Source organism: Pseudomonas sp. ARP3, from assembly GCF_001029595.1.
Classification (GTDB): domain Bacteria; phylum Pseudomonadota; class Gammaproteobacteria; order Pseudomonadales; family Pseudomonadaceae; genus Aquipseudomonas; species Aquipseudomonas rhodesiae.
On record NZ_LEKF01000045.1, the window covers coordinates 1 to 10,453 of the forward strand.

At 61.2% G+C, this 10,453-nt stretch carries 10 protein-coding genes; 4 read left to right on the forward strand and 6 right to left on the reverse strand.

Translation table 11 applies throughout. From position 1 onward, the window contains the following. Nucleotides 1-95: 95 nt before the first annotated feature. On the forward strand, nt 96-713 hold the full coding sequence (locus tag ABX75_RS27595) for a TPM domain-containing protein (protein ID WP_034112348.1): 618 nt from the start codon (nt 96-98) through the stop codon (nt 711-713). 160 nt (nt 714-873) lie between these two features. Further along, entirely contained in the window at nt 874-2,100 is a 1,227-nt protein-coding gene (locus ABX75_RS27600) for an SAM-dependent methyltransferase (RefSeq protein WP_047883095.1), read from the forward strand. On the opposite strand, the gene ABX75_RS27605 is transcribed toward ABX75_RS27600, so the two are convergent. The 4 genes from ABX75_RS27605 to ABX75_RS27620 form a co-directional block, all read right to left on the reverse strand. Then, complete coding sequence (locus ABX75_RS27605; RefSeq protein ID WP_034096345.1) at nt 2,097-2,996, reverse strand: DMT family transporter; 900 nt, start codon at nt 2,994-2,996, stop codon at nt 2,097-2,099. The genes ABX75_RS27600 and ABX75_RS27605 overlap by 4 nt on opposite strands. Nucleotides 2,997-3,098: 102 nt before the next feature. After that, nucleotides 3,099-5,654: a TonB-dependent receptor gene (locus ABX75_RS27610; RefSeq protein WP_047883096.1), complete on the reverse strand. Its 2,556-nt coding sequence runs from the start codon at nt 5,652-5,654 to the stop codon at nt 3,099-3,101. 128 nt (nt 5,655-5,782) lie between these two features. Beyond that, the gene (locus ABX75_RS27615) at nt 5,783-6,751 is read right to left on the reverse strand and encodes a FecR domain-containing protein (RefSeq protein ID WP_034096347.1); all 969 of its coding nucleotides are present in this window, start codon (nt 6,749-6,751) and stop codon (nt 5,783-5,785) included. Then, nucleotides 6,748-7,287: an RNA polymerase sigma factor gene (locus ABX75_RS27620; protein WP_040267552.1), complete on the reverse strand. Its 540-nt coding sequence runs from the start codon at nt 7,285-7,287 to the stop codon at nt 6,748-6,750. The genes ABX75_RS27615 and ABX75_RS27620 overlap by 4 nt, the downstream gene beginning before the upstream one ends. Nucleotides 7,288-7,459: 172 nt before the next feature. Here ABX75_RS27620 and ABX75_RS27625 point away from each other — a divergent pair, with 172 nt between their 5' ends. Continuing rightward, the gene (locus tag ABX75_RS27625; protein ID WP_034096349.1) at nt 7,460-7,792 is read left to right on the forward strand and encodes a YegP family protein; all 333 of its coding nucleotides are present in this window, start codon (nt 7,460-7,462) and stop codon (nt 7,790-7,792) included. 54 nt (nt 7,793-7,846) lie between these two features. Here ABX75_RS27625 and ABX75_RS27630 read toward each other — a convergent pair whose 3' ends face one another. Beyond that, a complete protein-coding gene (locus ABX75_RS27630) occupies nt 7,847-8,725 on the reverse strand; it encodes a dihydrodipicolinate synthase family protein (RefSeq protein ID WP_047883097.1) in 879 nt (292 codons plus the stop codon). Nucleotides 8,726-8,754: 29 nt separating this feature from the next. Then, nucleotides 8,755-9,537, reverse strand: coding sequence for an aldolase (locus tag ABX75_RS27635; RefSeq protein ID WP_034096351.1), 783 nt, complete (start codon nt 9,535-9,537; stop codon nt 8,755-8,757). Between the two features lie 160 nt (nt 9,538-9,697). Here ABX75_RS27635 and ABX75_RS27640 point away from each other — a divergent pair, with 160 nt between their 5' ends. Continuing rightward, complete coding sequence (locus ABX75_RS27640) at nt 9,698-10,225, forward strand: helix-turn-helix domain-containing protein (protein WP_034112362.1); 528 nt, start codon at nt 9,698-9,700, stop codon at nt 10,223-10,225. Nucleotides 10,226-10,453: the final 228 nt, after the last annotated feature.

Here is a 10,453-nt window from a genome sequence, read left to right on the forward strand (position 1 = left end):
GGGCGGTGGTTTCCGAGGCGGCGGCGGTGGCTTCGGCGGCGGCGGGGCCTCGGGCGGATGGTAATGACAATAACGAGAAAAGAGCATCTACAACCATGGCACTACTGAGTGAACACGAACAACGCCAGGTCGCCGAAGCGATCGCCCGGGTCGAGCAGCAGACCGACGCCGAGCTGGTGACGGTGCTGGCCGCCCGTGCCGATGACTACGCGTACATCCCGTTGTTGTGGGCCAGCCTGATCGCCCTGGTGGTGCCGGGCGTGGTGCATTACCTGTCCGGCTACCTGACCATGTACACCTTGCTGTTGGCGCAGTGGGCGACGTTCATTGTGCTCTGCCTGGTGTTTCGCTTGCCCAAAGTCACCACGCGCCTGATCCCACGCTCAGTGCGGCATTGGCGCGCGTCCAACCTGGCGCGTCGGCAGTTTCTGGAGCAGAACCTGCACCACACAGTGGGCAGTACCGGGGTGCTGATTTTTGTCAGCGAGGCTGAGCGCTACGTGGAAATCCTGGTGGATGAAGGCATTTCCAAGCGCCTGGACGACAGCCGTTGGGACGCCATCGTCCAAGCCTTCACCCAGCAGGTCAAACAAGGCCAGACCCTGGCCGGGTTCATTACCTGCATCGAAGCCTGTGGCGAGTTGCTCAAGGTGCATGTGCCGGTGACCCAGGCGCGCAATGAACTGCCCAATCGCCTGGTGGTACTTGAGTAGCCCAAACACCGCGATCAAAAAGTGTGGGAGGGGGATTGTCCCCTCCCACATTTAGCCCCAGCAGTGTTCAAGTGCAGTACCGTTGATCAAATAACTCCGTGCCCTGAGCCTCCATCCCCCCTAAAATGCCCGGCATTCCCAGCCCGAGGCGTTTTTGTTCATGTCCGTCACCGCTCAACCCGCCCGCCCTGCGCCGGATCATCACGCCCAGTTCATCGAACTGCTCGGCGAAAGCCTCGCGCACAATGCCTTTATCAAGCTGGTGCTGGCCAAGTACGTCGGTGACGAAGCCGAGCTGCAACGGCTGATTATCAAACCGGTGACTGTCAAGGAGCAGGCGTGCCTGTCCTTTGTGTACCGCTACAAAACCCGCGACATCACCAAGAACCTGCCCGTAGCCGAAGGCGTCGCGGCAATTGCCGCACTGTTGCCGACGTCGTTCAAGAACGCGCACTTGCTGGCGCTGACCGACGAAGCCCAGCTGGAGTACAGCAAGAAGAACAAAAGTTCGCTGTTCAAGAGCAAGCCGCAGCAACTGCGTGAGGCGCCGTCGGCCGAGCATAACCGCGAAAAAAATCGCTTTCTCGACCTGAGCCGGCCGTTTCTGGCCGACCTGGGCGTGACCGATGCCAAGCAGGCGCTGATCCCATCGATGTCGCGCAAGTGGAAGCAGATCAACAAATTCATCGAGGTGTTCAGCCATGCGCTGACCTCGTCGCCGCTGAAACTCGATCAGCCGGTGCGGGTCGCCGATTTCGGTTCGGGCAAGGGCTACCTGACGTTTGCCATCCACGATTACCTGCGCAATACCCTCAATGCTGAAGCCCAGGTCACCGGCGTCGAACTGCGCGAAGATATGGTGAACCTGTGCAACAGCGCCGCTGCACGCCTGGAACATCCCGGGCTGGTGTTCAAATGCGGCGATGTGCGCAGCGTGGCGCCCAGCGAGCTGGACGTGATGATCGCGCTGCACGCCTGCGACATCGCCACTGACTATGCGATCCACACCGGCATCCGTTCCGGCGCATCGATCATCATGTGCTCGCCGTGCTGCCATAAGCAGATCCGCCTGCAGATCCAGAGCCCGACACTGCTCAAGCCGATGCTGCAATACGGTCTGCACCTGGGCCAGCAGGCGGAAATGGTTACCGACAGCCTGCGTGCGCTGTTCCTCGAAGCCTGTGGTTACGAGACCAAAGTGTTCGAGTTCATCTCGTTGGAACACACCAACAAGAACAAGATGATCCTGGCGGTCAAACGCGCCGAGCCGGTGGATAACGCCTCGTTACTGGAGAAAATCCAGGCCCTCAAGGCGTACTACCACATCACCGAACACTGCCTGGAAACCCTGCTGCGCGCGGATGGTTACCTGGGCACCCGCCGTTAAACTGCGCTGGGCTTGGGCACTGGCGCAGGCTGCACCGCTGTCTTGCGCCCCAGCATCACCGTCACGATCACCCCGCAGGCGAACACCCACGTAATCGGCTCGATCTGTTCGCCGAAGAACAGCGCCGAGAACGCAATGGTGAAGAAGATCTGCAGCAGTTGAATTTGGCTGACCCGTGCGATGCCGCCCATGGCCAGCCCGGCGTACCAGGCGAAGAAACCGAGGAACTGCGAGAACAGCGACACATAGCCGAACGCCCACCAGGTGCGCGCCGAGATCGCGCCCTGATGCTGCGCCGCCAGGTACCACACCGGGCCGATCAGCAACGGTGTCGACAGCACCAATGCCCAGCAGATCACCTGCCAGCCGCCCATCTCCTTGGCCAATCGGCCGCCTTCGGCATATCCCAAGCCGCCCACGGCAATGGCGCCGAGCATCAGCAGGTCGCCGGCTTGAATACTGCCGGCGCCGGTAATCAGCGCATAGCTGAGCACCAGCCCACTGCCCAGCGCCGCGCAGGCCCAGAAGGCTTTGGACGGTCGTTCATGGGACAGCCACGCCGCATACAGCGCCACGCACAAGGGTTGCAAACCGTTGACCAGCGCACCGTGGGACGCCGGTAAGGTTTGCATGGCCCAGGCCGACAACACCGGAAAACCCAGGATCACCCCGGCGATCACCAGGCAAAGGCCGCGCACTTGACGCCAAGTGGGCCAACGCTCGCGGCGCCACAGCAACAGCGCTGCCGCCGGCACCGCAGCGAATAACGCGCGACCCAGGCCGTTGAGCAACGGGTGGATGTCCTGCACCACGATGCGGGTGAAGGGCAGGGTCAGGCTGAAGATGATGACGCCCAGCAGGCCGAGGGCCATGCCGGTGTTTTCGCGCGAACTCATAAGGGGGGCCGGAATTCAGAGGGCTTCATGGAATGCCCATCTAGCCACAACCCCCGCCGATCAAGGGCCTACAGCTGCGTGCGGATTTATCCGTACAGTTGTTCAGAAAAAACGCGTGACGCTGATCTTCGCATCGCGGCCCTTGGTGTAGGCCCGATCGCCGCTCAGGGCCGGGCGGTAGTTATTGTTGAACATATTGTCGAGGGTGAAGTTGACTTCGGTGCCCTTGAGGTAAGCCTGCTGCGGTTTCCATTTGGCGAACAGGCCCTGGGTGTTGTAGCGCTTGTTGTTGTATTGGTCGTAAAAGGTATCGCCGACGCTGCTGCCGGGGCCGCCGGAGTATTTGTCGCTGGGCAGGCGGTCGGTGGCGCCGATGAACTGGCCCATCCATCCCACTTGGGCATCCCACGCCGGAATATGGGTGCCGAGCACCAGTACCCATTTGGTCGGCGGGATGTCCCGCGCCGATACGTTCGGCCCCCAAGGGTTGGTGTAGGCGCCTTCATGCTGGCCGGTGGTGTAGGCGTAGGACACCGAACCGAACAGGTACGTGGAGTTATAGAACGATTCCACCTCGAAACCCTTGATGGTCACGCCGCCGATATTGCGGTAGTTGGACATCGGCCCCGGCGGGCAGGCCGTGGAAATCGTGCCGCCATTGATTGCCTGGTTCTGGCAGCCGACGCCGGTGGCCTTGAAGATTTCATCTTCGACTTTGTTGTGGAACAGCGTGGTACGCACTTGCAGGCTGTCGTCCTGGGCGATCAGGTTATCGAAACTGGTGATGTTGCCCACGGTGATCGACGTGATGCGTTCCGGGTCCAGATCGACGCTGGTGGCGGTGCGACTGCCCACGCCCTGCACTTCATATTGTTCGTCGATCACCGGGGCGCGCCAGGTCTGACTCCAGTTGGCGAACAGCCCGACCTGCGGGGTAACGGTCCAGAACAGCGCCAGACGGGGCGACCAGCCGGTGTAGGTGCGGTCGCTGTAGTCATGGCCGACTGCCGGGTTGGGGTTGCTGTAGTACGGTGCATCGTTGGCCTCGCCACGGTTGCGCACATGGTCGTAGCGCAAGGACGGAGTGACCGTCACGTCGCCAAGGGTTACCGCATCCTGAATGAAGAAACTGTTGGTATCGACCTTGCCGTGGGGCATGAAGCCCGGCTGGAAATGCCCGTAGTTGTAGCGCGGCGTGTTGTAGGTGGTGCCAGGCATCCACATCTCGGTTTCCCGCGTGTGTTTGCGGATCTGCGTGCCGACGGTGACCGCGTGCTGCAGCGGCCCGGTGTCGAACAGGCTGACGTTGCGGATGTCGAGGTTTTTGTCGGTGTAGGCGGTGTCCATCCGGCGCCCGCCGCTGGCCAGTTGGAAAAACGCCGTGGCGGTGCGCTCGTCGGTTTGCTCGGTGTCGGACTGCGAATATTTAACGGTCAGATCCACCAGCGGGTTATCCAGGGGCTGGTATTCGTACTTGCCGGACCAAGTGGTGTCGACCGTATCGCGGTTGGCCAGGAACCGCTTCAACGCGCCTTCATAGCCGTAGCGGTCGATATTGGCCTGCGTCGGTGGCGTGGGGTAGCTGGCGGCGGAAAATGGCGTCCAGCGATCGCTGTGGGAACGCGAGTAGGACAGGCCGACGCTGTGTTCATCGGTGAAGTGCGCATTGACCTTGAACAACTGCCCATCGACGTTCTGGGCAGAGTTGGGCAGGCGCTGGGGGTTGATCGGGTACTGGTTATTTTCGTTGGGCAACTTACCGGCAACCTTCATGTCGTCGCCATCGCGCTTGGTCAGGTAGGCCAGGGCGTCGAAACGACCGTCGTCGGTGCGACCGAACACGGCACTGCTGTAGACCTGCTCGTGGTCGTTACTGGAGTAACCGTACTTGAGCATCGCGCCGCTGTTGCGGCCGTCTTGCAACAAGTCCGGGGCGTCCTTGGTGGTCATGTTGACCGTGCCGCCAAAGCCGCCGTTGCCGGTGAAGGGCGAGTTGGGGCCTTTCTCTACTTCGATGCTCTTGATCAGCTCGGGCTCGATAAACACCGTGCCCTGTTGGTAGCGTTCGAAGCCGCTCTTGGTGGCGCCGTCGACGGTGAGCGGCACGTCTTCGGCATCGCCGAAACCGCGAATGTTGATGGTCTGGCCACCAGGTTTGAGCGAGCCACCCTGGCTGACCCCGGGCAGGGTCTGCAGCAGGCTGGGAATGTTATTGGCTTGGTAGCGCTCGATATCGGCCTGGCTCAAGGTGGAGCGGCCGACGGTGCTGGAGTCGACTTCATTGCCGGTGCCGATCACGCTCAGGGCTTCCAGCTGGATCGCGCCGCTGGTGGTGGTCCTGGCCTCTTCGGGTTTGACCACGTAAGTGCTGCCGACTTTGATCAGGATGAACTCGCCATTGGACAGCAAGTTGCGGATTGCCGTCTCTGCGCTGTAGTCACCGTTGAGTGCCGGCGCCTGTACGTTCTTGAGCTGGGTCTCGTCGAACAGCAACTGGATTTTGGTCTGCTGCGCCACTTGGCTCAGGGACGCGGCCAATGGCTGGGCGGGCAGATGCAGGGTGAACGATTCGGCCTGGGCGCCGAGGCTGAATGCCAGGCAGGTGACGGCAAGGGTCGGTCGAAACAACGGCAGAGCAAGGCAAGGCGCGCGAAACATGAAATCCCCCAGGGTGGCTAAATGGCCAAAAAGGCGTGCGTATCAAACGCAGACGGGAGGAAGACGGGGCTGCAGAAAAAATCCACACATGCGAATGCAAAATATTCTCAAGTGTGGCGCTCTGCGGGTTAACGGTTCGGTTCGATCCTGATCGCGCCGTCGGCCAGCGTCACGGTTTTCACCGGCAGCAGCGCGGGCAGGGCGTTGAGCAGCGCATCGGGGTCATTCACATCCAGGTTGCCCGATACCTTCAACTGCGCCACTGCCTGACTGACCTGCAACGGTGCCTGAGGGCGGTACAGGCTCACTTCGTCGATCAGGCTGGCCAGCTCGCGATTGCGAAACGCCAGGTGCCCGCTGCGCCAATCTGCCACCGTTTCGTCGGTGAGGGAGGATTGCACCAGCGTGCCTTTGGCATAGTTGTAACCGGCGCGTTGCTGCGCCCCGAGCATGGCGACCGGGCTTCTGGCCGTGGGTTCGAACGCGACCTGACCGTGGGCAACGCTGACCACCAGTTGTTGCGGGCTGCGGCGCACATCGAAACCGGTGCCGACCACCCGCACGCGGGCTTCCCCCGCCTGCACGAACAATGGCCGTTCCTTGTCGGCGGCCACTTCGATATACAGCTGGCCCTGATCCAAGTGCACGATGCGCTGGTGGGCGCTGAAGTCCACGCGCAGGCGGGTGTTAGCGTTCACGTACAGCGTGCTGCCATCCGGCAGGTTCAGGGTGCGCGTGCCTTTGGCTTGGGCCGCCACCTGGGTGTGATACAGCTCGCGGGGCGTGCCGAGGTGCGTCGCCATCACCGCGCACAACACGGCGGCGGCCACCGCCAGCGCCGGACGCCACGGGGACGACTTACGGGGCGCCAGCGCCACGGGTTTGTTCAGTTGCTGCAATTGGGCCAGGTCGGCCCACAATTGTTCGAACTCGGCATAAGCACGGGCGTGGGCCGGCACCGCGTACCAGGCCGCGAAGGCCTTGCGGTCGGCACGGCCGGTGTCCTCACGGTTGCGTGCAAACCAACTGGCGGCTTGGGCATCGATGGAATCGCTGGCTTCGATATCCAGGCTGTCGGTGTCGCTCAGGCGGTTCATTCTGGCTGCTCCGTGCCGGGGTCGTGTTGAAGGCGTCGCTTGCAATGCAGCAGGGCAAAGGCAATGTGCTTTTCCACCATGCTGGTCGAAATGCCCATGCGCTCAGCGATCTGCGCCTGGCTCAGGCCTTCGAAGCGGTGCAGCATAAGGGCTTCTCGTCGGCGGGGCGAGAGTTCGGCGAGGACTTCTTTCAACTGTTCCAGGCGTTGCAGGCGCAGGGCGGCGGCCATGGGTTCGTTTTGCTCGTCTGTGAGTGACTCGCAGGGCTTGTCGGCCTGTTCGCCATGTACGCTCTGGCGCACCTTCTGCTTGCGCCAGTGGTCACGCAGCAGGTTGCGTGCCATCTGGAACAGAAACGCCCGAGGCTGCTCGACCTTGGCTCGGTCGCGGTAATCCAGCCATTGGGTGAACACGTCCTGAGTCATGTCCGCCGCGTCGCTGACGTTGTCGGTGCGCTTGCGCAGGAAATGCAGAATGTCTGCATAAAACCCGCGAAAGGCATCGGCCGACAGCGGGTCGGGCTTGGGACGAGACATGGATATCCTTCTTGACGACGTAGGCTGTGGAAAACGTCGCGAATGATATCGAGAACTATTGTCATTTGTCTCCAGGTAAATACCGGACGCCTGTTCAGGCTGGCAATACGGGGTGCTTAGCCTTTAATCCTACGAGCTGGTAAACGAAATCCCACTTCGAAGGAACACAATCATGGCTGGATGGTATGAGTTGAGTAAAAGCAGCAACGGGCAGTTTCGTTTTGTGCTGAAGGCGGCGAACGCAGAAACCATTTTGACCAGCGAGCTTTACGCCACCCGCAGCGCTGCAGAAAACGGCATTGCTTCCGTGCAGACCAACAGCCCGCATGACGAGCGCTATGAGCGAAAACTGGCCCAGAACGGTAAGCCGTACTTCAACCTTAAGGCGGCCAACCACCAAGTGATTGGCACCAGTGAGCAGTACTCTTCAGAAGCGGCGCGGGACCAGGGTATTGCCAGCGTCAAGAGCAATGGCCCAAGCACCACGATCAAGGACAAGACCTGACGTTTGCAGAGGTAAAGCCAACGCCCCGGCTTGCAGGAACCGGGGCGTTTTGATTCAAACGGCTTCCAGCAAGCCCTTGAGTTGATTGCGTGCGGTATCGCCCAGCGGGAACACCGGTAACCGCGGGTCTCCCACCTCCAAACCGGTCAAGCCCAAGCCCGCCTTGATCGTCGCCGGCAGCCCGCCCTTGAGGATGAAGTCCAGCAGCGGCAACTGTTGATAGAACAGGGCCTGCGCCTGGCTCAGGTCATTGGCCAGCACCGCGTCATACAACGCCAGGTTCAGCGCTGGGATCAGGTTCGGCGCCGCCGTGCACCAGCCCTTGGCGCCGGCCACGAAGGCTTCCAGCGCCAGTGGGTTACAGCCGTTGTAGAACGGCACATCGCTGCGACGGCGCAACTGGTGCATGCGCTGGATATCGCCTGTGCTCTCCTTGACCATGGTCACGTTGTCGACCTGTTCCACGATACGCAGGATCAAGTCCACCGACATGTCCGTACCGCTGGTGGCCGGGTTGTTGTAGAGCATGATGGGCACGCCGATGCTGGCGCCGATCGCGGCGTAGTGGGCGAGGATTTCGGCTTCGCTGAGTTTCCAGTAGGAGGCAGGCAGCACCATCACGACGTCGGCGCCATGGGCTTCGGCGTAGCGCGCGCGGCGCACGGCTTTGGCGGTGGTCAGGTCGGACACGCTGACGATGGTCGGCACGCGTTTGCCGACTTTTTCCAGGCTGTAGGCGCTGACTTCGTCCCACTCGGCGTCGCTCAGATACGCGCCTTCTCCGGTGCTGCCCAAGGGCGCGATGGCATGCACACCGCCGGCGATCAAGCGGTCGATGGAGCGGCCGAGCGCGTCGAAGTCGATGCGTTGCCCATCGGCACTGAAGGGGGTGATGGTGTAGCCGATGATGCCGTGAATGTTGAGGCTGGACATGGGAATTCTCCGGTCAAAAAGGGGGGGCTTCAGTTCAGGCAATCGACGTGCTGGCGCAGGGTCTGCCGTGCGTAGTAGTTGAACGCGGCGCCGTGGCGCTTGGGTTTGGAGATCCAGTCATGGGCCTCGCGCCCCAGTTCCGGCAAGATCGGTTGGATCGTCCCGGCCGCCATTGCCAGCAACTGCAACCTGGCCGCGCGTTCGATCAACTGCGCGATCACGCAGGCCTCCTCGATGGCTGCCCCGGTCGATAACTGGCCGTGGTGCGAGAGCAGAATCGCGCGTTTGTCCCCCAGGGCCGTGGTGATGATTGCCCCTTCCTCATTGCCCACCGGCACACCCGGCCAGGTTTGCAGGAATGCGCAGTCGTCGTACAGCGGGCAGAGGTCCATGTGCGAGACCTGCAACGGCACTTCTAGCATCGACAGCGCGGCGACATGGGTAGGGTGGGTGTGGATGATGCAATTCACATCCGGGCGGCCACGGTATACCCAGGTGTGAAATCGGTTGGCCGGGTTGGGAATGCCGTGGCCTTCCAGTACTTCCAGGTCTTCGTTGACCAGCAGTAGGTTGCTGGCGGTGATTTCGTCAAACCCCAGGCCTAACGGCTGGGTGTAATAGGTGCCTGGCATTGGCCCGCGTGCGGTGATCTGCCCGGCCAGGCCGGAGTCGTGGCCATGGTCGAACAGGATGCGACAAGTGAGCGCCAGCTTTTGCCGGTCGGTCCACGTATTATCCGCCAGGGTGTTTTGCATCTGGGTCAGTGCATGCTTGACCAGTTGGTCTTTGGGGAGCGCTAATGTCTTGGCCATATCGGTGTCCTTTGAGGGTTGCAATGGACGTCGGATTTGCTGGTCTCCCGCTGCTCGCAAGGTCGTTGGGTGAACGCAAATGACACTAAAGATGCTATATGACACAAAGTGTCATTGGCAAGCACGGCTCATCGTTTCCTGCATGGATTAATCGCAGCGCATGTCTATCCGTTTGAAATTATTGAGAAAAAAACTTGGCGTTACGTTGGAGACCCTGGCGGAAAAGTCCGGGATGACCAAAAGTTACCTGTCCAAGGTGGAACGCGGGCTCAACACGCCGTCCATCGCCGCCGCGCTGAAATTGGCCAAGGCCCTCAACGTGAACGTCGAGGAGTTGTTCAGCGAGGAACGCGCAAGTCTCGACAGCTACAGCCTGGTGCGCAGCCATGAGCGCCCCGACACCTCGCCGGGCTATGCCGTGCTTGCCCATCAGGTCAGCGAACGCAGCCTGTTGCCCTTTATCATCTACCCGCCCGCGGAGTTCTCCGACAAGACCTTCAAGGAACACGTGGGGGAAGAGTTTCTGTTCGTGCACGAAGGCCAGGTGGAAGTGGATTTCATGACCGAACGCGTGACCCTTGAGCGCGGCGATGCGCTGCACTTCAACGCGCAGAAGCCGCACCGCATCCGCTCGGTGGGGCCGGTGCAGGCCCAGTTGTTAGTGGTGGTTCACAGTACTGATGAATGAGGTTCTTGCAGTAAGCAGGTTTGTCCCGCGCTGGACCGCGAAATGGCTCCCAAGCCAAGCGCCTGCCAGGTAACCACGTTGTTTGGAGTGGGGCTGCTCCACAGCCCAGCGCAGGGCAAGCCTGCTCATACATGGACGCCCCCAGTATGCCAAGCACTCAATTCGTGAAAACACAGACGGGATAAGGTTGCAGCCATACATCCGGACTTTAAGTGAGGCGGTGCCTCT

What these genes read in the sequence shown, in the direction of transcription:
- ABX75_RS27640 (WP_034112362.1), top strand. Translation starts at nt 9,698, where the DNA reads ATGTCTATCCGTTTGAAATTATTGAGAAAAAAACTTGGCGTTACGTTG.
- ABX75_RS27595 (WP_034112348.1), top strand. Translation starts at nt 96, where the DNA reads ATGGCACTACTGAGTGAACACGAACAACGCCAGGTCGCCGAAGCGATC.
- ABX75_RS27630 (WP_047883097.1), bottom strand. Translation starts at nt 8,725, where the DNA reads ATGTCCAGCCTCAACATTCACGGCATCATCGGCTACACCATCACCCCC.
- ABX75_RS27610 (WP_047883096.1), bottom strand. Translation starts at nt 5,654, where the DNA reads ATGTTTCGCGCGCCTTGCCTTGCTCTGCCGTTGTTTCGACCGACCCTT.
- ABX75_RS27625 (WP_034096349.1), top strand. Translation starts at nt 7,460, where the DNA reads ATGGCTGGATGGTATGAGTTGAGTAAAAGCAGCAACGGGCAGTTTCGT.
- ABX75_RS27635 (WP_034096351.1), bottom strand. Translation starts at nt 9,537, where the DNA reads ATGGCCAAGACATTAGCGCTCCCCAAAGACCAACTGGTCAAGCATGCA.
- ABX75_RS27615 (WP_034096347.1), bottom strand. Translation starts at nt 6,751, where the DNA reads ATGAACCGCCTGAGCGACACCGACAGCCTGGATATCGAAGCCAGCGAT.
- ABX75_RS27605 (WP_034096345.1), bottom strand. Translation starts at nt 2,996, where the DNA reads ATGAGTTCGCGCGAAAACACCGGCATGGCCCTCGGCCTGCTGGGCGTC.
- ABX75_RS27620 (WP_040267552.1), bottom strand. Translation starts at nt 7,287, where the DNA reads ATGTCTCGTCCCAAGCCCGACCCGCTGTCGGCCGATGCCTTTCGCGGG.
- ABX75_RS27600 (WP_047883095.1), top strand. Translation starts at nt 874, where the DNA reads ATGTCCGTCACCGCTCAACCCGCCCGCCCTGCGCCGGATCATCACGCC.